Raw genomic sequence first — 26,340 nt, 5'->3', positions numbered from 1 at the left:
ATTATTAATCACTAATTGTTTACATTAGTATTATAGAATAAAAACTATGATATTAGTTACCGGAGCTACAGGCTTAGTAGGCACTCATTTATTAATTAAACTAGTAGAAGAAAAGCAGCACGTACGTGCATTATACAGAACAATTGATAAAAAAGAATATGCAAAAAATATATTTGCTCAATGCTGTAAACCTGAAGATAAAAATACATTCGACACTATAGATTGGGTACAAGGCGATCTTAATGATATTCCTACACTTACAAACGCTTTTGATGGAATTACTCACGTATACCACTGTGCAGCTATGATATCATTTAATCCTTCTCACTATAAAAAACTTCGTAAAACTAATATACAAGGTACTGCTAATATTGTAAATTTATCGCTGATTCATAATATACAGAAGCTTTGCTATGTAAGTTCAATAGCAACAATAAGCGAAAACAATCTACAAAAACCAATTAATGAAACTTCGGAGTGGAATCCAGAAATTTCTGATTCTGTTTATGCTATTACAAAATACGGCGCAGAAATGGAAGTTTGGCGTGGTACACAAGAAGGATTAGATACTGTAATTGTAAACCCTGGTATTATTATTGGCCGTGGTTTCTATAATTCTGGAAGTGGCTATTTATTTAAGAAAATCCATAAAGGAATGAAATTCTATACCACAGGCACCACAGGATATGTAGCTGTAAATGATGTAGTAAAAATAATGTATCGACTTATGAATAGTGAAATAAAAAATCAGCGATACATATTAGTTTCAGAAAATTTGAGCTTTAAAAGTGCATTCTCAATGATTTCTAAGGCACTTAATAAACCTACTCCAAAAAAGAAAGTGTCTCCATTTTTAATGAAAGTTGCTTTTTACTTACAAAAGTTCAGTCATACATTCTTTAAAACAAAAAGAACCATATTTAAGTCTTCTATAAAAAGTGCTTTCTCTAATTCCTTTTATGAAAATGATAAAATAAAAAAAGAACTTACCTATAGTTTTACTCCTATGGAAAAAGCTATTGAAACTACTGCTTCTTTTTTCCAGAAACAGCGCTAGGATTGGTTCTTTTCCTTACAGCATTTTCTTTTTCTACGTCCATTAATTCTTCCTTAATCGATTCTAGTTCATCTAAATCTTCGGGTAAAATCTTATCATCTTTAAGGTTATTTTTTGCCCTCTTAATCGAATCTGATATCTTTTTTAGCGAATCCTCTTCCTTTTTTAGCTTTTCAAATTTAATTTTTGAGATCTCTATATTGCTTTTCACCTTTTTAAAAATCTCTTCGTATTGATCCAACTGACTAGTATACCAATTATTATTGGCTTCAAATACTAAACTGTCAATCCCATGTTTTTCTAAAATATACGACTCCGGATTTATTTTTTGGATATCAAAAACCTTTTTATAACTTCCTTTTGCAGCTTTTACAAAGGCAATATCGGTAAGTATTTCAACCATCTTGTCCTCTGCAATAAGATTATCAGGTCTATCAGGCGAGTTTAATTTTTGACAAGAAAAACTAACCAAAATGATTGCAAAAACACTATATACTAAGCTCTTTTTCATCTATCAAAAGTTAATCGTTGCGCATTTTTAACATCATAAAATTTAAAATTCTTATATACTAAACTTCCATTGACGAATGTATGAGTAATTCTTGATTTGAAGGTAGTTCCTTCAAATGGCGACCAGCCACATTTATATGCTATATTATCGGTATTAACAGTCCACGGAGCATTTAGATCTACTAAAACCGCATCAGCACAATACCCTTCTTTAATGTAACCTCTCTTCTCAACCTGAAATAAGATCGCGGGATTATGACACATTTTCTCTACAATTTTTTCTAAAGAAATCTTATCTCTATGATAAAACTCCAACATCGCAGGTAATGCATGCTGCACTAATGGCCCTCCTGAAGGCGCTTTTGTATATACATTGTCTTTTTCATCCTTAGTGTGTGGAGCGTGATCTGTAGCAATCACATCTAATTTATCATCAAGCAGTGCTTGAAACAAAGCATCTCTATCTTTTGGAGTTTTCACAGCTGGGTTCCATTTTATCAAAGTACCTTTTTGCCTATAGTCCTCATTAGAAAACCAAAGGTGATGTATACACACCTCTGCCGTGATTTTTTTATCTTTTAATGGTATTTTATTTGTAAATAACTCTAATTCCTTTGCCGTAGAAAGATGAAAAACATGCAATCTCGCTCCGGTTTTTTTAGCTAAAGCAACAGCTCTAGAAGATGATAAATAACACGCTTCTTCACTTCTAATTATGGGATGCATATCAATGGGAATATCATCTCCATATCGCTCTTTATATATTGCAGTATTATTTTTAATCGTTTCCTCATCCTCACAATGTACCGAAATTAACAAGTCCGTCGATGAAAATATCTTTTCTAACACTTCAGGATTATCCACTAACATATTCCCTGTAGAAGAACCTAAAAATAACTTAAGACCTGCTACATTATTCGGATCGACCTTTAATATTTCTTCGAGATTATCATTTGTACCCCCAAACATAAAAGAGTAGTTAGCATAACTAGTTTTAGCTGCTATATCAAACTTTTCTTCAAGCTTTTCTATGGTGGTTGTCTGTGGATTTGTATTTGGCATCTCGATAAAAGAGGTTATTCCTCCTGCTATAGCAGCTCTAGATTCTGTCTCTATCGTGGCCTTATGTGTTAGCCCTGGTTCTCTAAAATGAACTTGATCATCTATAACTCCTGGCAAAAGATATTTTCCTTCTGCATCAAACACCTGCACATCTGGAGATTTAGCACTAATTTGGGAAGCTATTTCTTTAAAGAAACCATTCTCTATGTATACATCTCCGTTAAAAATCTTTCCTTCATTAACAATATTAGCATTCTTAATCAATACACTATTCATGATCATATTTCATAACTATTAAACATACTCTTTAATTTCATTCGTAAAACTCCAAAAACAGCTTCAGAAATAATTCCTTTACTCATCTTAGAGGTACCACGTGTTCGATCCGTAAATATTACGGGTATTTCTTTTATTTTAAATTTTGACAAATATGCTTTGTACTTCATTTCTATCTGAAAAGCATATCCAACAAACTTTATTTTATTTAGATTAATTTTCTCCAAAACTTCTCTTTTGTAGCAAACAAAACCTGCAGTAGTATCATGAATATTCATTCCAGTAATAAAGCGCACATATTTTGATGCTAACCAAGATAAAAGCACTCTACTCATTGGCCAATTAACAACATTGACACCTGTTACATATCGCGATCCTACCGCCACCTGTGATGTACCTTTAGCACAAGCATTATATAATCTTATTAAATCATTTGGATTATGTGAAAAATCTGCATCCATTTCAAAAATATATTCATAAGATCTTTCTAATGCCCATTTAAATCCAGTTATATAAGCTGTCCCCAGCCCCAACTTACCTTCTCTTTCTAATAAAAACAAATGTTCCGGATACTCTTCCTGTAGCTCCTTAACTTTTGCTGCTGTACCATCTGGAGAGTTATCATCTACAATCAAAATATCGAAATCACGCTGGAGTGCAAGCACATTTTTTATAATACGCTCCACATTTTCAATCTCATTGTAGGTAGGAATAATTACTACGGCATCCACCATCTAAGCTGTTTTCAGGCAAATATAACTAAATAATCACTAGATTATTTTTAGTTTTTAAGGCTATTATTATTGTTTATTTATATAACTATCCTAAAAAATTAGTGTTGCATCTTTATTTACAACACTTTATTTTATTATGTTATACCTATGACTTAATTTTACCCCTTTAGAAGAGTATGAAATTTATTGCAAGAGAACTTATTTCGACAGATTGGATCACCATAGTAATTATGGTATCAATTACGTTATTAGCATCTGCTAAACTTATAAATTCTATTCGTTTTTCTGAATTTATAATGCTTTTTAATACTAATAAATATATAGTTGTTAATCAAAAAGGAAATAAACTTTCTACATTTTTCAACTCAGTTCTTATTCTAGCACAGATTCTTTCTATATCTCTATTTGCATACTTATGTATAGAAGCTTTCCAATGGCAAGGAGATACTATTGATATGATGCTCTATTTTAAAATTGTTTCTCTTTACCTTTTTGTGTTTATCTGTAAAATTTTAGTTGAAAAGATCATTTCAACAATATTTTCAATAGAAACTTTGATTGAAGATTATTTATTCTATAAAATATCATATCGTAATTTTTTGGGGGTTATTTTATTACCTCTTAATTTATTATTCGTTTATAGTGTGAAACCTTCAAAAATTGTTATGATTGTTTTGATAGTTTCTTTACTATTATTAAACCTAATCATACTTTTTTCTGTATACAGAAGGAATGAAAACGTCATTTTAAACAACTTGTTTTATTTTATTTTGTATCTTTGCGCTCTTGAAATCGCACCCTATTTTATGCTGTACAAGCTAATTATATAATTATTAGGATGACGTATTAGAAATAAAGACTATATATGAAAGTGAAAACGATTTTGGTCTCACAGCCAGAGCCTAAAGTAGAAAATTCGCCTTATTTCGAACTTGAGGAGAAAGAAAAGGTAAAAATTGACTTTATACCGTTTATTCACGTAGAGGGCGTAGATGCTAAGGAAGTGAGACAACAAAAAGTAGATTTATCGCAATACACCGCGATTATACTTACCAGCAGAAACTCTGTAGATCATTTTTTCAGAATCGCTGAAGAAATGCGTTTTAAAGTTCCTGACGCTCTTAAGTATTTTTGTCAGAGTGAAGCAGTTGCTTATTACTTGCAAAAGTATGTAGTTTACAGAAAAAGAAAGATTTACGTGGGTAAACGTACTTTTCAAGAGTTAACTCCTCTGATTAAGAAATATAAAAATGAGAAGTTTTTATTACCTTCTTCCGATAAATTAAAGCCAGAAATTCCAGACACTTTAGATAATTTAAAAGTACAATGGAAGCAAGCTATCTTTTATAAAACAGTAGTTAGTGACCTTTCTAACTTAAGAGATGTATTTTATGATATTTTAGTGTTTTTTAGCCCTTCTGGGATAAAATCACTATTTGAAAACTTCCCTGATTTCAAACAGAACGATACACGTATTGCCGTTTTTGGAAATTCTACAGTAAAAGCTGCTAAGGAACATAATTTGGAAGTAAACATACAAGCTCCAACTCCAGAAACACCTTCAATGACTATGGCTTTACAGAAATACATTAAAGAAGCAAATAAAAAATAAACATATACTAATTATCTATTTAGATAGTTAGTAAAATAAATAAAGCCAGGAACTTAAATTCCTGGCTTTATTTATTTCCGAAAATTACTTTTTCGTTATCTATTCCTAAAAACCATATCGTTGTGGACCTCCTCTACGGATCTCCTCATTTGCATATGATTCAAACTTTTTGAAATTTTCTCTAAATGCATTTGTTAACTTAAATGCAGTTTTATAATACTTTTCATCATTATCCCAAGTTGCTCTTGGGCTAAGTAATTTTGTCGGAACTCCTGGGCACTCTCTTGGCTGAGCAACTCCAAACACAGAATGAATATGATAGTTGTCATAAGAATATAATCCTAGATCACCATTAAGAACCGCCTGAATCATAGCACGTGTATATTTTAACTTAATCCTAGTCCCAACACCATAAGGTCCACCGGTCCATCCTGTATTTACTAACCATACATTTACACCAGTATCCTTCATTTTTTTAACCAACATTTCTGCATATTTAGCAGGATGTAATGGCATAAATGGCGCACCAAAACAAGCAGAAAAAGAAGGTGTCGGCTCAACAACTCCAGCTTCAGTTCCAGCAACTTTTGCCGTATACCCCGATATAAAATGATATGCGGCTTGACTTGGAGTTAGTTTTGAAATAGGAGGCATTACACCAAATGCATCAGCAGTTAAAAAGAATATGTTCTTTGGGTTTTTACCAATAGAAGACTCCTGAATATTTTCAATATGATAAATTGGATAACTTACTCGTGTATTCTGAGTTATTGAAGTATCTGCATAATCAACCTCTCCATCATTATCCATTATTACATTTTCCAGAATCGCTCCTTTTTTAATGGCTCCATATATCTCTGGTTCTTTTTCTGCAGAAAGGTCAATTACTTTTGCATAGCAACCACCTTCGAAATTGAAAATAGTATTTTCTTTTGTCCATCCGTGTTCATCGTCTCCAATTAATTTACGATTAGGATCCGTAGACAATGTAGTTTTACCTGTTCCAGAAAGACCAAAAAAGATAGCTGTATCTCCTTGTTCACCAACATTAGCTGAGCAATGCATTGGAAGCGTCTCTTTATATACTGGTAATATGAAATTCAACGCAGAAAAAATACCTTTTTTGATCTCACCTGTATATCCAGTTCCACCAATAAGTGCTATTTTTTTTGTAAAATTTAATATTGCGAAATTATGCTGGCGTGTACCATCAACAGATGCATCAGCCATAAAACCCGGAGCATTAATCACCGTCCATTCTGGATCAAACTCTTTTAACTCCTCTTCTGTTGGCCTAAGAAACATATTATAAGCAAACATATTAGACCAAGGATACTCATTGATCACTCTTATGTTTAATTTATAATCGGGATCTGCACAAGCATAGCTATCTCTTACAAATATCTCCTTACCGGAAAGGTATGAGATAACTTTATCATACAGCGCATCAAAAGCATCTGGCTCGAAAGGAATATTGATATCACCCCACCAAATTTTTTCGGCGGTTATTTGATCTTTTACAATAAAACGATCCATTGGTGAACGACCGGTAAACTCACCCGTGTTAACAGCTAATGTTCCATTTTTGGTAAGTTTTCCCTGTTCTTTTTGCACCGTTTCTTCCTGAAGCTCTTCTGGAGATAACTGGTAGCGTATTGTTGCATTTTCAATACCGTAATGCTTTAACGAAATCGTTTTCGTAATTGGATACAGTGGTTCCATAAAAATATGTTGTGTTTGTTATGTTTGACAAAATTATAAATAAAAACTACACCAACCGTCAAAAAAATCACTTAATCTTAACAAGGGAAATTATAAAGAAAATCCAACCAAAAATTAACATCAACCCTCCTAAAGGTGTAATAAAACCAATACTTGATAAAGAAATTCCTAATAATTCATCCATGACCAAAAGATAAATTGATCCAGAAAAAAGAATCATTCCTATTAAGATGAAATAAAAAACACGTTTTTTGGCAACATCTTGTATTATAGTCATGTTACCTAAAATAATACAAAAAATCGCATGATACATTTGATAACGAATACCCGTCTTAAAGGATTCGATATTACCCCCATCTACCATTTTCTCTAATCCATGTGCTCCAAATGCCCCTAACAATACGGCTAATAAAGCCGCAACTCCTCCGGTAATCAAAATTGTTTTATTCATTCCTTTTTCAGCAATAATTGATCATTTTTTTAAATAAAAAATGAATTTTAGACAAATTTTATCTCAAAATATAATGAATACGCCAAAATAGAGAACTTACTTTTTGATGTATTTACTACATTCGCATCAAAGTTATCAAAATAATATTTAGATATGCGAAAGATACTAGTCATTGGCGCAGGTAAATCAACAGCAGTTTTAATCAAATATTTTCAGGACAAATCTATTTCTGAAAATTTAGATATTACCATTGGAGACATTTCTCTTACAAACGCAAAAGCATTAGCTGCTAATCACCCTAATACCAAGGCTATTACACTAGATGTTTTTGATCAAAACTCTAGAAAAAAAGCTATCGAAAGTGCAGATATTGTAGTCTCCATGTTACCTGCACGATTTCACATTGAAGTTGCCAAAGATTGCCTAAGATTAGAAAAATCAATGGTAACTGCTTCTTACGTGAGCCAGGAAATGAAAGAACTGCATGAAGAAGTGAAGAAAAAAGGACTTATCTTCATGAACGAAATCGGAGTAGATCCTGGCATTGATCACATGAGTGCTATGCAAGTGATTGATAGAATAAGAAATCAAGGAGGTAAAATAATTTTATTCGAATCTTTTACCGGAGGACTTGTAGCCCCAGAAAGCGACACTAATCTTTGGAATTATAAATTCACTTGGAACCCCAGAAATGTGGTAGTTGCAGGACAAGGAGGTGCTGCAGAATTTCTTCAAGAAGGAACGTACAAATACATCCCTTATCATAAACTATTTAGAAGGACAGAATTTCTAGAAGTAGAAAAATATGGTCGTTTTGAAGCATATGCGAATAGAAATTCATTAAAATACCAAAGCATATATGGCTTAGAAGACATTCTAACTTTGTACCGTGGTACAATAAGAAGAGTAGGGTTTTCTAAAGCTTGGAATATTTTTGTACAATTAGGAATGACCGCAGATGATTACACCTTAACCAACTCAGAACACATGAGTTACCGTGATTTCACAAACTCATTTCTAGCATACTCACCGACAGATTCAGTAGAATTAAAGCTACGCCATTATCTAAAAATCGATCAAGATGATATCATATGGGATAAGTTATTAGAACTCGACATTTTTAACATTGATAAAAAAGTCGGGATTCCTAATGCAACACCAGCACAGATCTTACAAAAAATTTTAATGGACAAATGGACATTAGATGAAGGTGATAAAGATATGATTGTTATGTACCATAAGTTTGGATATGAACTTAATGGAGAGCGTAAACAAATAGACGCTACGATGGTTAGCATTGGAGAAGATCAAAAATATACTTCTATGGCAAAAACTGTTGGACTTCCTGTGGCAATGGCAACGTTAAAAATACTAAATAAAGAAATCACATCTACCGGAGTACAAATACCTATTACCGAAGAAATATACGCACCTATACTAAAAGAACTAGAAGAGTACGGAATTATATTTAATGAAAAAGAGCGTGAATACCTAGGATATAATCCTGATGGTGTTAAAGGATAATTCTAAAAAAAGTCCTAATTCTAAATCTTATCCTCTATTTTTGGTTAATAATTGTAATCATATACCTTTATGAAAAGCCAATATGGTAATCTAAAAATAGACGGTATAGACAAAGAGATTCTTCGTAACCTTATGGAAGATGCGCGAAGACCTATCCTCGAAATTGCCAGAAAAATTGGTATTTCGGGTGCTGCTATTCACCAAAGATTAAGAAAACTAGAAGCTTCAGGTCTTATCGCAGGATCTAAATTTATTATCGATCCAAAAATATTAGGATACAAGACTATGGCTTTTGTCGGAGTGTACTTAGATAAAGCTGTCAGCAACCCTAAAGCGGTTAGACAGTTAAAAGATATCCCTGAAGTTATCGAATGCCATTACACCACTGGAAATTGGTCGATTTTTATTAAAATCCTTTGTAAAGATAATGAACACTTGATGAATGTATTGAATAAAGAAATACAAGCCATCGAAGGTGTTTCAAGAACCGAAACATTTATATCTTTAGACCAACAAATAAGCAGACAGATCAAAATATGACAATCAAGATTAGTCCTTTTACTATTGGCTTAATAGGATTTCATCTTTTATTCTTGATAATAAAAATTTTCATTGGAGATTTTTTCTTAATGGATTCCTATGAATATTATGAATTAGCTAAGAACATTTTAACTGATTTCGAATTCTACTCAAGAGATTTGAATGACGCTATAGATTACCGACATTATACAAAAAGACCTCCTTTATATAGTATATTTATCATTATCTCTTCTTTATTTTTAAAAACCAAAATAGGGATATTACTGTGTCAAAATCTTATTTCCATATGCAGCATATTACTGATCAAAAAAGTGTTTGAGGAAAATAATTTCAAAATAAACAATGGTCTATTTTTCTTTTTTATTATTGCATCTATAAATCAATTCATATACAGCAATCTTATAATGAGTGAGATTTTTTTTCAATTCATTATAGTACTGCTCGTCTATAGATTGCATCAGTGCTTAAAAAACCCTTCTTGGAAAAATATCCTTTGGTATCAAATAGTTATAATACTATTGTTTCTAACAAAACCTGTTTTTTATTTATTTATAGTTCCTAATATTCTTATCACCTATTTACTATATAAAAAAACCAAAATCCGATTTAGCCCTCTTAGCGCTATCCTACCAATCCTAATTTTTATTTTATACTCTTCATGGAATTTTAAAAGAACCGGAAGCACTGATTTTTCAAGCATTCAGAACATTAATTTATTAGAATGGAATCTGAAATACTTTCATGAGAATAAATTCGGTGCAGAAAAAGCTAAAACAATTTCTGATCAAATCAAACAAGATGCAATAGCAATTAATAGTTACAAAAAGCAACAAGATTTTATAAAAAGAGAGGTGATCTCGTATCTAAAAGATGACATCGTAGGCTACGGTATATTTCACGCAAAAGGATGTGTACGAATATTTATAGATCCGGGTAGATTTGATTTATTTAATTTTTTCAAAATGCATTCTGAGAACCCAGAAATTGGTCTACTACACCATATTAATAACAAAGGTATTCGAGGAGCAATAACCTTTCTAAAAAACCAACCGATACCCCTTCTTTTTATCTTGAGTATTATTTTGATTTTTAACCTCTTAAAAGGCGTTGGATTTATTTGGTTTTGGATAAAGAATTATCGTGAAACAAGTTTCATATTAGCAACAATATTATTTATTATTTTATATATCGTTGCACTGACAGGTCCTTTGGGAGCTTCAAGATTTTTCGTACCTATTCTGCCTAGTTATTTAGTTATATCCGTATTAGGCTTTAGTAATTTAACAACTTCACTAAAGAGTTACTACACAGAGAAAAAAAGAAAGAAATTATTGAATTAATACATCCTTAACTTCGCCATCTTCCTGATATTCTGTATCTGTATTAATTTTCCATAAATCAATTTTGGTGTTGTTTACGATATTCTCTGCTGCTAGGATTCCCATTAAAATAGAATGATCCTGATTATTATATTTAAAAGCACCATATCTACCTATTGGAGTTAATTTGTCTATCCCAATAAGATAATCTTCTATAACATCAAGATGCTCACGATATCCTATTTCGTATACAGGATAACATTTAGGAACTCGTACAATCTTGGTATTTTCTATTATTTCTGTCTCTCCTATTAATTTTAGAGTTTTCAGCTCTTTGATAGCTATATCGCTAAGATATTGATCCTTTTCTTTCCATATTGGGTCTGCATCAAAAGCCCAAAATTCTAAACACAGAATAGTGCTGTTTTTACCTTTATTTAAACTTGGACACCAATTCCTAAAATTGGTAATTCTCCCATGTCTAACTTCTGGAGAATGCACGTAAATCCAATTATCCTCAAATAAATCATCTCTATCTATCTCTAAATACACCAAAATTGTGTTTCTAAAATATAACTTATTAGAGGCGTCTAAAACCGACTTCGGAACAGAACCTATTCCTTTGAGCAAAGAGGTTAGCGGCATAGATGATATTATATAATCGGCTTCGTGTTTCTCTCCATCTACTGTTATTACTCCTTTACACTGATTATTCTCTATAACAATACTCTGAACAGGTTTATTTTTATGTATAACTCCACCGTTATCTTCGACATAACTTGCTGAACGCTCATACAGAGTACCTGTACCATTTTTCGGATATGAAAACTCATCCACCAAAGTTTTATGTTTATTTCCTTTATTTCCTTTAAAAGCGTTCCATACCGCTTCAAACAAAGAGAGTCCTTTTATTCGTTGCGCAGCCCAATCGGCATCAATTTTAGAGCAGGGTATACCCCATAATTTTTCTGTATAATATTTAAAGAAAATAGTATATAGCTTTTTTCCAAAACGATTAGTAACCCATTTCTCGAAGGTTTCTGGATTTCTTATTGGGAATATACGCTGTTTTCCGTAGTAAAATAGAATACTAAAAATTGTAGTAATTGATAGATTACTCAGTACATTTAATAATTTAAGAGGATAATCAAAAAACCGTTTTTTGTAATATATCCGTGTAAGACGACTTACTAATGCATAATCTTCTTTTATTATTTCATCAAAGAAATTATTGATCTTAGGTTCTTTAGAAAAGAATCTATGCGGCCCTAAGTCTACTCTTTGTCCCCAAAGATCAAAACTTCTAGACATTCCTCCAATATAAGGAGATGCCTCAAAAACCACTACATCTATATCATTTTTACTAAGCGTATACGCAGCGCTTAGTCCTGCCGGTCCAGCACCAATGATAATTACCTTTTTCACCAATTTATTTTATATATAAAATTAGTGGCAAAAGATACTGAAATAAAAACAAGACAAAGCCTAATATCTTTCTATATTCCCTAATCTCTTCTACCTAAAAACATGGATATAAAATAAAGTAATGTAGCTAAGGATCCTAAAGCAGCTACTAAATAAGTTCTTGCCGCCCATTTTAATGCATCTTTTGCACCATTATATTCTTCTTGATTAACCATTCTATTATCTTCTAACCAAGCTAAAGCACGATTACTAGCATCATACTCCACCGGAAGTGTAATAAAAGCGAATAATGTAGTCACTGCAAACAAAATAATACCAATTAGAAAGATTGTATTTCCAAGTAAAGAACCTGTAAAAGATAATCCTAAACCAACCATGATAACAAGGTTCGACAACTTACTAGCAATACCTACAGCTGGAACAATCTTAGACCTCATTGTAAGCCAACTATATGCTGTTGCATGTTGCACTGCATGACCCACCTCATGAGCTGCTACGGCTGCAGCGGCTGCATTTCTTTGGCTATACACTACCTCACTTAAATTAACTGTTTTATTTCTCGGATTATAGTGATCCGTTAATTGTCCTTTAGTCGAAATAACCTTTACATCACGTATCCCATTATCATCCAACATTTTTTGAGCAATCTCAGCCCCACTCATTCCATTTTGTAAGTGTACATTAGAATAATGCTTGAATTTACTTTTTAGCTTATTACTAACATAAGAACTTACTAAGAAGATAACCCCTGCTATTACATAATATCCCATCATAATTAAAAACTTTTTGTTATTAAATTTACAACAATAAAAGCAAAAACCTCGCCATAAAGACGAGGTTTTCAGTTAAATAAACTTGAGTTAGCCAATAAGTCGAGTTTAACTTAAATAGTTATTTACATCTTCCAGAGGAAGGTTAAATGCTTCTGAAATAGCAGGATACACAACATCTCCATTGATTACATTTAATCCTTTTTTAAGAGGTTCGTTATCTGCACAAGCTGCTTTCCAACCTTTATTTGCTAATTGGATAGCATATGACAAAGTTACATTTGTAAGTGCCAAAGTTGACGTATAAGGTACTGCTCCTGGCATATTTGCTACAGAATAATGCACCACATCATCTATAATATAAACTGGATCTTGATGTGTAGTTGGTTTTGTAGTTTCAAAACACCCGCCTTGATCTACAGCTACATCTACCAATACCGTTCCTGTTCGCATATCTTTAAGCATATCACGAGTGATAAGCTTAGGTGCTTTTGCTCCTGGTATTAATACACCTCCAATAATTAAATCAGACGTTTTTATATGTTTACGAACTGTATATTCGTTTGAGAATTCAGTATTTACGTTAGCTGGCATTACATCATCAAGGTAACGTAACCTTTTCATACTAATATCAAGAATAGTAACATCAGCTCCCATTCCTGCTGCCATCTTAGCTGCTTGAGTACCTACTACACCACCACCAAGAACTAATACCTTAGCTGGAGCAACTCCAGGCACACCACCAAGAAGAATTCCTCTTCCTTTTAATGGTTTCTCCAAATATTTAGCTCCTTGTTGGATCGACATACGTCCCGCTACTTCACTCATCGGTGTAAGTAATGGCAAACTACGATCAGGATCTTCTACTGTTTCGTAAGAGATACAAACGGATCCACTCTCAATCATAGCTTTTGTTAAAGGCTCACTTGATGCGAAATGGAAATATGTGAATAATAACTGATCTTTCTTGATCAATTTATATTCTGGTTCTATAGGCTCCTTCACCTTTATAATCATTTCTGCCGTTGCATACACCTCTTCTATAGTAGGTAATATTTTTGCACCAGCTTCAATATATTCTTCATCACTAAAACCACTCTGAAGACCAGCATTTTGCTGAATGAAAACAGTGTGACCATGTCCAACGAGCGCCATCGTACCAGCAGGTGTAACACCTACTCTGTTCTCGTTATTCTTGATTTCCTTAGGAACACCAATTATCATATTCTTATTTTTGGGTCGAAAATAGAAGTTTTCTTGAAATAAACCAATAAAATACACTTAAAAAATATCTTATCCGTAATTTAACAAAACTTAGCAAAACTTGTTAAAAAACAATCAGGATTGGTAGTTTTCTTTAGTTTTTATAGCGAATTTTAAAATAGAGTAATAAAAAGCCTGATATCAAAGTAATCAGATTACATAAAATTATAGGTAAACTTTTTATCAAAAGACCATAACCCAACCAACATGATACTCCGATCACAAAAATTAATAACATCGACAGTGATAAACTTTCTGCGGATTTAGTCTTCCAGGTTTTATACACTTGTGGCAAAAAAGCAGCTGTAGTCAAAGTTGCTGCAACAAATCCAAGAATTTCTACCGAGTTGATCATATCTGTTACTAAAAAAGTCATAAACTTATTATAGTCACACTGAACCTGTCGAAGTGTTACAACATAAAAGTCTTCGATAGGTTCAGACTGACATAAATTTCTTTCTAAGAACTACCCAACAACATTTACAATCTTACCTGGCACTACGATCACTTTTTTAGGTGTTCGTCCATCCAATTGTTGTTGTGTTTTTTCGTGTGCCATAACTGCAGCTTCAATATCCTCTTTACTTAAATCCAAAGGAAGTTCCATTGTAAAACGCATCTTACCATTAAAGGATATAGGATATTGTTTTGTGCTTTCTACCAAATGTTTTTCCTCAAAAATTGGAAAAGCAGCTGTAGCTATAGATTCATTATGACCTAATTTATTCCATAATTCTTCTGCTATATGCGGAGCATATGGAGAAACTAGTATCAATAATGGTTCTAAAATTTCTTTGCTATTACATTTCTGAGCAGTTAATTCATTTACTGCAATCATAAAGGTACTTACCGAAGTATTAAAAGAAAAGTTCTCTATATCTTCTTCTACCTTTTTAATGGTTTTATGTAAGGTCTTTAAATTATCCTTTGTAGGTTCTGCATCCGTTACACCAAAAGCATCTCCATTATGGTATAGTTTCCATAATTTCTTTAAAAATCCATGTACACCAGTAATTCCTGCTGTATTCCAAGGTTTTGCTTGCTCTAATGGCCCTAAGAACATTTCGTATAATCGTAAACTATCGGCTCCATATTGATCGCAAACACCATCCGGATTTACTACATTAAACCATCTTTTGGACATTTTTTCTACCTCTCTCCCGACAATGTACTTACCATTTTCAAGTTCAAATTCTGCATCCTTAAATTGCGGTTGCCAATTTTTTAAATCCTCAGGCAATAACTCATCAGATGCATTTATCATATTAACATCCACTCTAAGTTCCTCTACATCGTACTGATCTTTCAATCCTTTGGAAACATATTTATTCGTGCCACTGATCCTATAAACAATAGCACTAGTGCCCAAAATCATTCCTTGGTTGATTAGCTTCTTCGCAAATTCATCCACAGGAACAATTCCTCTATCAAATAAAAATTTCTGCCAGAAACGTGCATATAATAAGTGACCAGTTGCGTGCTCACTTCCTCCTATATATAGATCTACTTCTTTCCAGTAGTTAATTGCATCTTGCGAAAAAACCTCATCTTCGTTATTAGGTTCCATATATCTATTAAAATAATACGAACTTCCCGCCCAACCCGGCATAGTATTTAACTCCAAAGGAAAAACTGTATCATGATCTATAAAATCATTAGATACGACTTCATTTTTAGTAGTATCCCAAGCCCAAACATCTGCTCTACCTAATGGCGGTTCACCTGTTTCGGTTGGTAAATATTTTTCTACTTCAGGTAATTCTATTGGTAAATGTTTTAGCTCAATCATTTGCGGCATACTGTCTACATAATACACCGGAAACGGCTCTCCCCAATATCGCTGACGACTAAATACAGCATCACGCAATCTATAATTGATTTTACCTTTTCCTTGACCTAACTTTTCTAATTCGTAAATCGCAGTTTTTACTGCTTTTTTATACTTTAATCCATTTAAGAAATCAGAATTAGCAATGATGGTATTGTCTTTATCCGCAAACGCTTCTTCAGAAATATCTACTCCTTCAAAAATATTAGGAATATCAATATCAAAGTGTTTTGCAAAATCATAATCACGTTGATCTCCACAAGGTACAGCCATTACAGCTCCTGTACCATATCCTGCTAACACGTAATCGCCAATCCAGATTGGCACAGGTTCATTTGTAAATGGATGCTCTGCGTAAGCACCTGTAAAAACCCCACTGATTGTTTTTACATCAGCCATACGATCACGTTCACTACGTTTTGCTGTAGCTTCTATATAAGCTTCAATTTCGGCTTTTTGTTCTGGAGTAGTAATTTTAGCTACTAATTCATGTTCTGGAGCCAATGTCATAAAACTAACACCAAAAATAGTGTCAGGACGCGTAGTAAACACATCAATCACCTCATCATGATCTTTTACATTAAAGGTTACACTTGCTCCTTCTGAACGACCAATCCAATTTGTTTGAGAATCTTTTAGAGGCTGCGGCCAATCAATCGTATTTAATCCGTCAATTAAACGTTGTGCATATGCAGAAATACGCATACTCCATTGCGTCATCTTTTTGCGGATCACCGGATAACCACCACGTTCAGAAACTCCATTAACGATTTCGTCATTTGCTAACACTGTTCCTAATTGCGGACACCAGTTCACCTCTGTCTCGGCAAGATAGGTTAACCTATATTTTAATAATACTTCTTGTTTTTCTTTAGATGAAAAAGCATTCCAACCTTCAGACGTGAAAACAATCACATCTTCATCACATACTGCATTAATATTTGTATTTCCTTCTTCGGAAAACAATTGTTCTAATTCAGAAACTGACCTTGCCTTATCAGCATCATTATCATACCAAGAATTAAAAAGCTGAATAAAAATCCACTGTGTCCATTTATAAAATGTAGGATCACTCGTTTTAACTTCTCGACTCCAATCAAAAGAAAAACCAATTTTATCTAATTGTTGACGATATCTAGCAATATTGTCTTTAGTAGTGATTGCAGGATGTTGCCCAGTCTGGATAGCATATTGCTCTGCTGGCAACCCAAATGAGTCATATCCTTGCGGATGTAATACATTGAAACCTTTGTGACGTTTATATCGAGCATAGATATCACTAGCAATATATCCTAATGGATGCCCAACATGAAGTCCAGCTCCTGACGGATAAGGGAACATATCAAGTACATAATATTTTGGTTTATCGCTGTTATTTTCAGCTTTAAACGTTCCATTCTCTGCCCAATAGGCTTGCCATCTGGCTTCAATCGTATTAAAATCGTAACTCATGATCTGAAATTAAGACCGCAAATTTACGATTTTATGCGAGTTAAGTATACTTTTTCATCTTAGTTTTTAGCCTTTCTAGCTTTTGCTTCCATTGGTTGCAAACAACTATAAACAAATGCGTTTGTAGGTGTCTCTACGCCTAGTTTTTTACCTTCTTTTACAATAAATCCATTAAAATTATCTAACTCTGAAGGCTTACCCTCCATAATATCCCGCTGTGTAGAGGCTGTTGCAGTATATGGCTGTTTACCAATAAAATTCATAATTCCTTCTACAATGTTTGGTGGCATTGCAACTTCTTTTTTTAGAGCGACTTGATATATCTCCAGAGCAGTATTTCTAAGCATTTTATTCAATTCTGGATGCGCATACATTTCTCCTATTGTCGCTCTAGTTAATGCTCCTAAACCACTAACGGTAGCAATGAACATAAATTTACTCCAGATATCTCCTTGAATATTCTCTGAAACTTTATTCTTAAACCCTGCTTTATCAAAAACTTCTTTTACTTTTAATAAACGCTCCGAAGTATTTTCATTTAATTCTCCAAAAATTACCTCTGGAGCATGACCGAAATGTGAAATAACTCCAGGAGATTCAATTTTGCTATAAATCTTACACAACCCTCCCAAAACATATTTTGGATCAATGACAGACATTACTTTTTCAGTATTATCTGCGCCATTTTGAAGGGGAATTACAATAGTATCTTCTTTTAGCATTGGCTTAATAAGTTCTGCAGCTTCTATAACCTGCCAAGATTTAGTACAGATCAATATCAGATCCGCCTTATCAACTTTTTTGATATCATCCGTTACAAGAAAAGGCTTAGTTTCGAAATCGCCATCAATACTTTTAATCTTTAATCCATTATTAAGTATTGCTTGAAGATGGGTTCCTCTAGCAATCATAGATACTTTTTGTCCAGAATGAGATATTTTACCTCCGAAATATCCTCCAACACCACCAACACCAATAATTACTGTATGCATATTTATGGATTATTTGATCAAATGAGGCAATCCCTAATTTAAGCATTAGACCATTATTAAAATTCCTTTGTACGGAATATACTCTTTATTAAGATTTCAAAAAAAGAAAATGGCGATAATATCAATTACCACCATTTTATCACTTAATAAAAAACTTTACTTTAACAAAGTTGAGAAGCAGTAGTATGGCAGAGTGCTCTGCGACTTGCTAGACTAATTCCTCCTCCTTTAATCTTATTTAAATTAAGTAAAGAAATCTTTGTTTTTTTAAGCTTTAACGTTTTGATGTCTTTTTTCATAATGGTTTTAAGTTTTAGTGAATTATAAATTTAACACCCAATCTTATCACATATTAACAATTGAGCGTTTTGGTTTATTTAATGTTGAAGTTCTACTTAAATCTGTGGAATTACGAAACAAAATAAAATAACCTGACAGAGTTTTAGTATCCAAAAGACATTTTAGACAAACATATAGTTAAAACCGAAAAATTTTTACTCTTATTATTCGTTATCCAAATAGTAAAAATTAATTACACCTCTTAATACCGAGATCCTATTTTAGTAACAGGATTAATTTATTATTTTTACCTGCAAAACAAATCTCTATGGGCTCATCTTTCGAAAAATATCAGAAGCGTAGACTAATATCCTCTTACTTCTCTGTGGTGATTAGTATCTCTCTGGTACTTTTCCTTTTAGGTTTATTAGGGCTTTTGGTATTAAACACTAAAAAAGTAGCTGATCACTTTAAAGAAAAAATTGCACTTACCATTTATTTAAAAGATACTGCAAAAGAAGTAGAGATAAAACAGATGGAAAAAAGTTTAGCACTTGCAGAATACACAAAATCAACTACCTACATTTCTAAGGAAGAAGCGGCCGAAGAGCACAGCAAAGATATAGGAGAGAATTTTATGGATTTTCTTGGTTATAATCCTTTACAAAATTCAATTGATGTTTATCTTAAAGCTGACTTTGTAGATCAAGTAAAAATTGATGAAATTACTACTACTATTACCAAAAAAGATTTTGTTGACGAAGTAACATATGATAAGCCTCTAATTTCTTTGTTAAATGATAATATCAAGAAAATAAGCTTTTGGGTATTACTAATTAGTGGGATTTTTACTTTTATCGCAGTACTTTTAATTAATAGTTCTATACGACTTTCCGTTTATTCTAAACGATTTATTATTAAGACTATGCAGATGGTAGGAGCCACGAAAAGATTTATACGCAAACCTTTTGTTTGGAAAAGTGTTCGTTTAGGAATGATAGGTGCTATTGTTGCTCTAATTGGTGTTGCTGTAGTTTTATATTATTTAGATAAGGCTTTTCCGGAACTAACATTGCTTAGTGATAAAATATTATTGATAGGTTTGTTCGGAGGAGTTTTTGGGATTGGAATTTTAATTACCTGGATTAGTACTTTTTTTGCTACCCAACGTTTCCTAAATCTGAGAACTGATGAATTATATTATTAAAGAGTAAATTCATGAAACCAATTTATTGGAACGTTGACCCAGAAATCACAACTCTTTTTGGTGTTTTTCCATTAAAATATTATGGATTGTTATTTGTAATAGGACTGCTATTAAGCTACCGAATTCTAAAAAAAGTATTTATTACAGAAAACATTTCTTTAAAAAACCTGGATACACTTGCTAACTATATATTTATTGGCACGCTAGTAGGTGCAAGATTAGGACATTGTTTATTTTACGATTTTGAATATTTCTCGCAACACCCTTTAGAAATTTTCCTCCCATTTAAAATATCCTCCAATGGTTGGAATTTTACTGGTTTTACAGGTCTTGCTAGCCATGGTGGTGCAATTGGAATTTTAATCGCCATTACAATTTTTATAAAAAAGACCAAACTACCTTTTTTATGGATTATGGATAAAATAGCTATTGTAATTCCTATTGGATGTGCTTTTATTAGATTTGGCAACTTTATGAATTCAGAAATCTATGGCAAACCAACCAATAGTAATTATGGAGTTGTTTTTATGAAAGATGATTTAATCGCTAGACACCCTACTCAATTGTATGAAGCCTTTTCTTTTCTAACTATTTTTGTAATTCTGTGGTTTATAAATAAAAAGAAAATATTCTTTAACCAAAATGGAGTTGTATTTGGCATATTTTTGATTTTAATGTTTTCTGCTAGATTCATCATAGAATTTTCTAAAGAGAATCAGGTAGCTTTTGAGGATAGTATGGTATTAAACATGGGACAAATGCTTAGTATTCCATTTATTATTACTGGTGCAATATTAATTATTTTGAAAATCAACAAAAGAGAAGTAGTTGCTTCTCAAACTTAAAGCGTATGAAAAAATTAGGGAAAATTTGGTTTGCTTGTGCTTTTGTTCTTTTTATAGTCTTTATAACAATTGCTTTTCAAACCTTTAAACCTATACAAAATGTACAACCAGATGATGTAATAAAAATAACAGGAGTTGTTTCAAAAATAGAAGAACGAAGTGGTTTTGATATTGCCATCACTTTAGAAAACGATCCTCATTACTATTATATCAATCGTGGATTAGAATATGGATTAACTATAGAAAAGTTACAAGATCAAATACTAAATAAAAAAGTGGTTTTGTATCCTATTCATAGATGGACTATATTTACACCTGACAAGATCATGGGACATATAGCTAAACTAATGATTGATGATCAGGTAATTTTTAATGAAATTAACAACGACATTCATGAGCAAACATTCTAACAATACTTCAGTGCACAAACCGGATTTTGTTTTTGGTAAAAAGAACTATGTAGTAATGGCTATCGGAATTGCAGTAATTGCACTAGGATTTATTCTTATGGCAGGAGGAGGAAGTGACGATCCCAACGTTTTTAATCCTGACATCTATAGTTTTAGAAGAATCCGATTAGCTCCTATGGTCGTTTTAATTGGTTTTGGAATTGAGGTCTACGCTATTTTATTGAATCCTGACAAGAAGAAAAACTAACAAACAAACAATTTCTATTCTGGTAATTATATATTTGCATCGAAATTTACAAATTGTTCCTTATGGAAACTATTGATGCGATTATTTTAGGTGTTATTCAAGGGCTTACAGAATTCTTACCTGTTTCTTCTAGTGGCCATTTAGAACTTGGCAAAGCTATTCTTGGTGATGAAAGTGTCCCAGAAGAATCATTACTGTTTACAGTAGTCTTACATTTTGCAACTGCGCTTAGTACTATTGTTATATTTAGAAAAGATATTTTTCAAATTATCAAAGGTCTTCTACAATTCAAAAGGAATGATGAAACCATGTTTTCTTTAAGAATTATAGTATCAATGATTCCCGCAGTATTAGTTGGTTTATTTTTTGAAGAACAATTGGAACAACTTTTCGGAGGAAATATTCTTCTAGTAGGTTTTATGTTAATTATTACCGCAATCCTTTTATGGCTAGCTGATAAAGCTAAGGATACTAATAAGATAGTTACTACATCTAATGCATTTGTTATAGGAATCGCGCAAGCGATTGCTATGCTACCTGGAATTTCCCGAAGCGGTGCTACCATTTCTACTTCTGTATTACTTGGTAATGACAAAACAAAAGCGGCTCGATTTTCCTTCTTAATGGTAATTCCATTAATTTTTGGTAAAATTGGAAAAGACTTACTGAGTGGAGATTTAAATTTTTCTGCAGAAAACAATACACCTTTAATTCTTGGGTTCATTGCTGCATTTATATCAGGCCTTTTTGCCTGTACTTGGATGATTTCTTTAGTAAAAAAGAGTAAATTATCATATTTTGCCTTATATTGTGTTATTGTTGGCGTTGTAGCCATCATTTTTGGTTTTATTAAATAGCCCCCAATAATGTTAACCGAACAAGATTATAAAGACGGTCAAGTCCTTTTGATCGACAAACCTTTACAATGGACATCCTTTCAGGTTGTTAACAAACTTCGTTGGTTAATTCGTAAAAATTTTGGGATTAAGAAAATAAAGGTAGGACATGCAGGAACTTTAGATCCTCTTGCTTCTGGATTACTTATTATATGTACCGGTAAATTCACAAAAAGAATACAAGAATTTATGGGGCAAACGAAGGAATATACTGGAACTATTACGCTAGGAGCAACCACTCCTTCTTATGATTTAGAAACAGAAGTTGATCAAACTTTTCCTATAGATCATATTTCGGAGGAAATAATACACACCACCACAAAACAATTTATTGGTGAGATTGAACAATATCCTCCTGTTTTTTCTGCTTTAAAAAAAGATGGAAAACGACTCTATGAATATGCTCGAGAAGGAGAAGAAGTAACAATCGCATCTAGAAAAATTACAATTACAGAATTTGAAATTACAAGAATAGAATTACCCGAAGTAGATTTTAAAGTAGTTTGCGGAAAGGGAACATATATTAGATCACTAGCACACGATTTTGGAAAAGCATTAAAAAGTGGAGGTCACCTAAGTGTTTTAAGAAGAACTAAAATAGGTGAATTCTCCGTACATGATGCTATCAGTCCAGAAACATTTGAGAAACAGCTACGTACAGAAATTGAAACCGCATAAAATATTGTAACAGAAAAGTAGTTATAGATACCTATGGAATTTATAGAAAAACATAAAGCCTTAATAATCACATCAATGTTGATGGGTATTTTCGTTTTGACACTCTATAACATCAACATGGTAAACAAGAAAAAGGAACAATCTGAAATTCTTATGGAAATTCCAGAAGAATTAATGGAAGAACTTACCAAAGAAGAAGAACCAGAAATTCCGCAAGAAGAAGATCGACAATTGATAGCTTCTAAAAGGACTCATGATGCCTTTAATGAAGATTTTGAGGATTCTGAAGATTTCGAACAAAGAATAAAATCCCTTACCGAAACTGCAGAAGCAACAGAAGAAACCTCCAACAGTGATCAACTTACCGAAGGACAAGAGGCAATCGAAGAAGACATCACAACTGAAGAAGTTCCTGAAGCAAAAAAAGAAGAAAAACCAATTACTGAAGAGGTAAACAATCGAAATAGCTCCGTTACCTTTACCTTAAAAGGAAGAGAAAAAAAGGATATCCCTAATCCGATTTATACCTGTAATGGAAGCGGAAAAGTTGTTGTAAAAATTGAGGTGAACCAAAACGGCTATGTAACTGATGCAAAAATTGACAAAAAGAAATCCACTACTAGGAATGAATGTCTTTTTGACAATGCTTTGGACTATGCGCAAGATGCTCTATTTTCTTCTTCAGATTTAAAAGAACAAAAAGGATTTATTACCTATTACTTCAATTATGGAGGGTAAACTATAATAATTTCACCAAATCTTCTGCCACATTTTGTCCTTTATCCTTATTATACCAAACTTGTAAATCTTGTTTAAATTGTGGATCTAAACCTCCATGCTTCTCTTTATAATCGTTTACCATTTTAGTAGCAACAGATGGTCTTGGTCCCCAAGTACTAACTACTTCTTTGGTATCCTTATTGTATGCTATTAACTTAGGTATGGATTTTCCACCATTAGTTAAAAAATTATTCATTAACTCATCATTATCATCTCTGGATACAATTCTAAGATCAATCCCTTCATTCATCTCAGAAAGTTTATTGATTACTGGTAAGGATTGCGCAGCATCACCACACCAACCTTCTGTAAGTACTAACCAAGTAATATTTGTTTCCGCTTTTGAAACTGTATCGGCTATGGTTTCATTAATTTTTATAGTCTTATCTAATCGTTTCATTCTACGATCATTTAACATACTATAATTAGTAAGTGCATCAGATTGTTCATGTCCGGTTGATTTTCCTTCAGCTAACAAACTGCTCACTATATTTCTATATTCTTGATAAGAATAGGAGTTCTCTATTCCTCCTTCTATTAATTCATTTATTGTCATTGTAGTTGTATCCATGATTATTTGCTCATATCTTACACAATAGGACGATATAAAAGCTTAAAACTTACAAATAGTGTGCTATACGAATAACCAAATAGCTTTTCAAAAATACATTTTATGCTTCATTTATTATTTAGATAAAATTATCTTTTTCAGTAAATGACAACTTTGAATTCATAAAAAAACAATTTCCTATCAATTCAAAATATATATTAGAATAATGTATTTTTAAAAAATCAAAAATCAAATCATGGAAAAACATAGATGTGGTTGGTGTGTTGGAGATTCTTTATATGAATCCTATCACGATAATGAATGGGGAGTTCCTCTACACGATGAGCGTCTTCTATTTGAATTTTTAGTTTTAGAAACATTTCAAGCTGGATTAAGCTGGATTACCATTCTTAGAAAACGAGAAAATTTTAGAGTTGCTTTTGACAACTTTGATTATAAAATCGTAGCCCAATATAATGAGTCTAAAAAAGAAGAATTGCTTCAAAATGCTGGGATTATTAGAAATAAACTAAAAGTAAATTCCGCAATTACCAATGCTCAAAATTTCATGAAAATCCAAGAAGAGTTCGGAAGTTTTGACTCTTATATCTGGGGATTTATAGACAGCAAACCTATTGTAAATAAATGGAACCATCATAAAGAATGCCCTGCTACCACCGAAATTTCTGACATTATTAGTAAAGATTTAAAAAAACGCGGTTTCAAGTTTGTTGGATCAACGGTTATTTACGCATTTATGCAAGCCATCGGAATGGTAAATGATCACACTGTAGATTGTTTTAGATACAATGAAGTTTAAAAAATGGCTGGCGAAAAGAATTTAACCACACTGATTCAAAAAATGACTCCAGAACTACAACCTGGAGTGTATGTTTTTACAACAGTAAAAACAACAGATTTAATTGAAAGAAAAGATATTATCTGTGAGTTCAAAGAACAAAAAGGAATTACACTAGTTTTAAAACGCGAAACAGCTGATAATCTTAACTTAAAATACGAATTTATTGCCTCTTGGATAACACTAAAAATTCTTTCTTCTCTTGATGCAATTGGGTTTACTGCAATTTTTTCTGCAGAATTAGCAGCTAATGAAATAAGTTGCAACGTGATCGCAGGTTATTATCACGATCACATTTTCGTTAACACGAAGGATGCAGAAAAAACAATTGAGATTCTTAAAAGATTATCGCAAAACTATCCGAATAAAAACTGATTACTCTATAATTTCACTCCGTATGATAGATCCCCAGAATCGCCTAATCCAGGAATAATATAACCTTTACTATTTAATTCTTCATCTATGGCAGCGATCCAAAGATGCGTATTTTTTGGAAAAACATCCTTAATATATTCTACACCCTTGCGAGAGCCAATAACAGATATGATATGAATTTGCTTTGGTTCTCCATGACTTTTCATAGCGTTTATAGTGTTCTCTAATGTTTTTCCTGTGGCAAGCATAGGATCCGCTAATAACAGTGTTTTATTTTCTAAAGAAGGAGATGCTAGATAATTAACAATCACTTCAAAATCATCAGTATCATCAACATGATCTCTATAAGCAGATATAAATGCATTTTCTGCAGTATCAAAATAATTAAGCAGTCCCTGATGTAAGGGCAAACCTGCTCGTAAAATAGAACATAAAACCAATGCTTTTTCTGGTACAGAAATTTCTCTATTGCCTAGTGGTGTTTGAACACTCTTTGTAGTGAATTCTAAAGTTTTACTTAACTCATAACCTAAAACTTCTCCTATGCGCTCTATATTTTTTCTAAAACGCATCCTATCTTTTTGGATCACTTGATCCCTAATTTCACCAATAAATTGATTTAAAATAGAATTTTCTGTTTCAAGATTGTGAATAATCATACTAAGTAAAATTTAATA

29 protein-coding genes are annotated in these 26,340 nt (G+C 32.5%); 15 read left to right on the top strand and 14 right to left on the bottom strand.

All coding sequences use genetic code 11. The features are described 5' to 3' along the window. Nucleotides 1-46: 46 nt before the first annotated feature. Nucleotides 47-1,057 carry an NAD-dependent epimerase/dehydratase family protein gene (locus J8L88_RS03035; RefSeq protein WP_211059901.1) on the top strand — a complete coding sequence of 337 codons (1,011 nt, stop codon included), beginning with the start codon at nucleotides 47-49 and terminating at the stop codon, nucleotides 1,055-1,057. Here J8L88_RS03035 and J8L88_RS03030 read toward each other — a convergent pair. From J8L88_RS03030 to J8L88_RS03020, 3 genes are read right to left on the bottom strand one after another with little or no spacing between them, the layout of a single operon-like run. Beyond that, nucleotides 1,026-1,568 carry a DUF4296 domain-containing protein gene (locus J8L88_RS03030; protein ID WP_211059900.1) on the bottom strand — a complete coding sequence of 181 codons (543 nt, stop codon included), beginning with the start codon at nucleotides 1,566-1,568 and terminating at the stop codon, nucleotides 1,026-1,028. The genes J8L88_RS03035 and J8L88_RS03030 overlap by 32 nt on opposite strands. Further along, a complete protein-coding gene (locus tag J8L88_RS03025) occupies nucleotides 1,565-2,905 on the bottom strand; it encodes a dihydroorotase (RefSeq protein WP_211059899.1) in 1,341 nt (446 codons plus the stop codon). The genes J8L88_RS03030 and J8L88_RS03025 overlap by 4 nt, the downstream gene beginning before the upstream one ends. 2 nt (nucleotides 2,906-2,907) lie before the next feature. Next, nucleotides 2,908-3,639 carry a polyprenol monophosphomannose synthase gene (locus tag J8L88_RS03020; protein WP_118387893.1) on the bottom strand — a complete coding sequence of 244 codons (732 nt, stop codon included), beginning with the start codon at nucleotides 3,637-3,639 and terminating at the stop codon, nucleotides 2,908-2,910. Nucleotides 3,640-3,815: 176 nt separating this feature from the next. Here J8L88_RS03020 and J8L88_RS03015 point away from each other — a divergent pair, with 176 nt between their 5' ends. Next, a complete protein-coding gene (locus J8L88_RS03015; RefSeq protein WP_027394856.1) occupies nucleotides 3,816-4,469 on the top strand; it encodes a DUF4271 domain-containing protein in 654 nt (217 codons plus the stop codon). A 35-nt stretch (nucleotides 4,470-4,504) separates the two neighbouring features. Further along, nucleotides 4,505-5,251 carry a uroporphyrinogen-III synthase gene (locus J8L88_RS03010; protein WP_027394855.1) on the top strand — a complete coding sequence of 249 codons (747 nt, stop codon included), beginning with the start codon at nucleotides 4,505-4,507 and terminating at the stop codon, nucleotides 5,249-5,251. Between the two features lie 105 nt (nucleotides 5,252-5,356). On the opposite strand, the gene pckA is transcribed toward J8L88_RS03010, so the two are convergent. Both pckA and J8L88_RS03000 read right to left on the bottom strand, forming a co-directional pair. Continuing rightward, nucleotides 5,357-6,973, bottom strand: coding sequence for a phosphoenolpyruvate carboxykinase (ATP) (gene pckA, locus J8L88_RS03005; RefSeq protein WP_027394854.1), 1,617 nt, complete (start codon nucleotides 6,971-6,973; stop codon nucleotides 5,357-5,359). 67 nt (nucleotides 6,974-7,040) lie between these two features. After that, nucleotides 7,041-7,424 (bottom strand): DUF423 domain-containing protein, encoded by a 384-nt coding sequence (locus J8L88_RS03000; RefSeq protein ID WP_027394853.1) that lies wholly within the window; start codon nucleotides 7,422-7,424, stop codon nucleotides 7,041-7,043. Between the two features lie 153 nt (nucleotides 7,425-7,577). Here J8L88_RS03000 and J8L88_RS02995 point away from each other — a divergent pair, with 153 nt between their 5' ends. From J8L88_RS02995 to J8L88_RS02985, 3 genes are all read left to right on the top strand, one after another. Further along, entirely contained in the window at nucleotides 7,578-8,948 is a 1,371-nt protein-coding gene (locus tag J8L88_RS02995; RefSeq protein WP_027394852.1) for a saccharopine dehydrogenase family protein, read from the top strand. 69 nt (nucleotides 8,949-9,017) lie between these two features. Next, complete coding sequence (locus J8L88_RS02990; protein WP_027394851.1) at nucleotides 9,018-9,488, top strand: Lrp/AsnC ligand binding domain-containing protein; 471 nt, start codon at nucleotides 9,018-9,020, stop codon at nucleotides 9,486-9,488. Next, nucleotides 9,485-10,828, top strand: coding sequence for a glycosyltransferase family 39 protein (locus tag J8L88_RS02985; RefSeq protein ID WP_211059898.1), 1,344 nt, complete (start codon nucleotides 9,485-9,487; stop codon nucleotides 10,826-10,828). Before J8L88_RS02990 ends, J8L88_RS02985 begins: the two co-directional genes overlap by 4 nt. Here the strand turns inward: J8L88_RS02985 and J8L88_RS02980 are convergent. From J8L88_RS02980 to J8L88_RS02950, 7 genes are all read right to left on the bottom strand, one after another. Next, on the bottom strand, nucleotides 10,817-12,232 hold the full coding sequence (locus tag J8L88_RS02980; RefSeq protein ID WP_211059897.1) for an FAD-dependent oxidoreductase: 1,416 nt from the start codon (nucleotides 12,230-12,232) through the stop codon (nucleotides 10,817-10,819). The two genes, J8L88_RS02985 and J8L88_RS02980, sit on opposite strands and share 12 nt — an antisense overlap. Nucleotides 12,233-12,312: 80 nt before the next feature. After that, nucleotides 12,313-13,005 (bottom strand): zinc metallopeptidase, encoded by a 693-nt coding sequence (locus J8L88_RS02975; RefSeq protein WP_211059896.1) that lies wholly within the window; start codon nucleotides 13,003-13,005, stop codon nucleotides 12,313-12,315. A gap of 105 nt (nucleotides 13,006-13,110) precedes the next feature. Beyond that, complete coding sequence (ald, locus tag J8L88_RS02970; protein ID WP_118387903.1) at nucleotides 13,111-14,226, bottom strand: alanine dehydrogenase; 1,116 nt, start codon at nucleotides 14,224-14,226, stop codon at nucleotides 13,111-13,113. A gap of 133 nt (nucleotides 14,227-14,359) precedes the next feature. Next, on the bottom strand, nucleotides 14,360-14,641 hold the full coding sequence (locus J8L88_RS02965) for a SemiSWEET transporter (protein ID WP_233557452.1): 282 nt from the start codon (nucleotides 14,639-14,641) through the stop codon (nucleotides 14,360-14,362). A gap of 90 nt (nucleotides 14,642-14,731) precedes the next feature. Next, nucleotides 14,732-17,545, bottom strand: coding sequence for a leucine--tRNA ligase (gene leuS, locus J8L88_RS02960; RefSeq protein ID WP_211059895.1), 2,814 nt, complete (start codon nucleotides 17,543-17,545; stop codon nucleotides 14,732-14,734). Between the two features lie 59 nt (nucleotides 17,546-17,604). Continuing rightward, entirely contained in the window at nucleotides 17,605-18,537 is a 933-nt protein-coding gene (locus tag J8L88_RS02955; RefSeq protein ID WP_211059894.1) for a ketopantoate reductase family protein, read from the bottom strand. A 161-nt stretch (nucleotides 18,538-18,698) separates the two neighbouring features. Next, nucleotides 18,699-18,836, bottom strand: a complete 138-nt coding sequence (locus J8L88_RS02950; protein ID WP_155839740.1) for a hypothetical protein — start codon at nucleotides 18,834-18,836, stop codon at nucleotides 18,699-18,701. A 308-nt stretch (nucleotides 18,837-19,144) separates the two neighbouring features. Between J8L88_RS02950 and J8L88_RS02945 the strand changes: the two genes are divergently transcribed. The 7 genes from J8L88_RS02945 to J8L88_RS02915 all read left to right on the top strand — a co-directional run bounded on the left by J8L88_RS02945 (nucleotide 19,145) and on the right by J8L88_RS02915 (nucleotide 23,837). Then, nucleotides 19,145-20,023 carry an ABC transporter permease gene (locus J8L88_RS02945; protein ID WP_027394844.1) on the top strand — a complete coding sequence of 293 codons (879 nt, stop codon included), beginning with the start codon at nucleotides 19,145-19,147 and terminating at the stop codon, nucleotides 20,021-20,023. A gap of 11 nt (nucleotides 20,024-20,034) precedes the next feature. Beyond that, the gene (gene lgt / locus J8L88_RS02940; RefSeq protein WP_118387909.1) at nucleotides 20,035-20,868 is read left to right on the top strand and encodes a prolipoprotein diacylglyceryl transferase; all 834 of its coding nucleotides are present in this window, start codon (nucleotides 20,035-20,037) and stop codon (nucleotides 20,866-20,868) included. A 5-nt stretch (nucleotides 20,869-20,873) separates the two neighbouring features. After that, a complete protein-coding gene (locus tag J8L88_RS02935; RefSeq protein ID WP_118387911.1) occupies nucleotides 20,874-21,278 on the top strand; it encodes a hypothetical protein in 405 nt (134 codons plus the stop codon). Beyond that, entirely contained in the window at nucleotides 21,262-21,525 is a 264-nt protein-coding gene (locus J8L88_RS02930; protein WP_027394841.1) for a DUF3098 domain-containing protein, read from the top strand. Before J8L88_RS02935 ends, J8L88_RS02930 begins: the two co-directional genes overlap by 17 nt. A 62-nt stretch (nucleotides 21,526-21,587) precedes the next feature. Further along, nucleotides 21,588-22,382, top strand: a complete 795-nt coding sequence (locus tag J8L88_RS02925) for an undecaprenyl-diphosphate phosphatase (RefSeq protein WP_027394840.1) — start codon at nucleotides 21,588-21,590, stop codon at nucleotides 22,380-22,382. 9 nt (nucleotides 22,383-22,391) lie between these two features. Next, nucleotides 22,392-23,099 (top strand): tRNA pseudouridine(55) synthase TruB, encoded by a 708-nt coding sequence (truB, locus tag J8L88_RS02920; RefSeq protein WP_027394839.1) that lies wholly within the window; start codon nucleotides 22,392-22,394, stop codon nucleotides 23,097-23,099. Nucleotides 23,100-23,216: 117 nt separating this feature from the next. Beyond that, nucleotides 23,217-23,837 (top strand): hypothetical protein, encoded by a 621-nt coding sequence (locus J8L88_RS02915; RefSeq protein ID WP_027394838.1) that lies wholly within the window; start codon nucleotides 23,217-23,219, stop codon nucleotides 23,835-23,837. 1 nt (nucleotide 23,838) lies between these two features. On the opposite strand, the gene J8L88_RS02910 is transcribed toward J8L88_RS02915, so the two are convergent. Further along, the gene (locus J8L88_RS02910; RefSeq protein ID WP_211059893.1) at nucleotides 23,839-24,450 is read right to left on the bottom strand and encodes a thioredoxin family protein; all 612 of its coding nucleotides are present in this window, start codon (nucleotides 24,448-24,450) and stop codon (nucleotides 23,839-23,841) included. A gap of 235 nt (nucleotides 24,451-24,685) precedes the next feature. On the opposite strand from J8L88_RS02910, the gene J8L88_RS02905 reads away from it, so the two are divergent. Beyond that, entirely contained in the window at nucleotides 24,686-25,249 is a 564-nt protein-coding gene (locus J8L88_RS02905) for a DNA-3-methyladenine glycosylase I (RefSeq protein WP_211059892.1), read from the top strand. A 3-nt stretch (nucleotides 25,250-25,252) separates the two neighbouring features. Continuing rightward, nucleotides 25,253-25,663, top strand: coding sequence for an ACT domain-containing protein (locus J8L88_RS02900; RefSeq protein WP_027394835.1), 411 nt, complete (start codon nucleotides 25,253-25,255; stop codon nucleotides 25,661-25,663). Between the two features lie 5 nt (nucleotides 25,664-25,668). Here the strand turns inward: J8L88_RS02900 and upp are convergent, their stop codons facing one another. Next, nucleotides 25,669-26,322, bottom strand: a complete 654-nt coding sequence (gene upp / locus J8L88_RS02895) for a uracil phosphoribosyltransferase (RefSeq protein ID WP_118387918.1) — start codon at nucleotides 26,320-26,322, stop codon at nucleotides 25,669-25,671. Nucleotides 26,323-26,340 lie beyond the last annotated feature (18 nt).

The sequence above is a fragment of the Aquimarina sp. MMG015 genome (genome assembly GCF_018100855.1).
Taxonomy (GTDB): domain Bacteria; phylum Bacteroidota; class Bacteroidia; order Flavobacteriales; family Flavobacteriaceae; genus Aquimarina; species Aquimarina latercula.
Note: the sequence above shows the minus strand (reverse complement) of the source record. Positions and strands in the feature narration are given on the sequence as shown.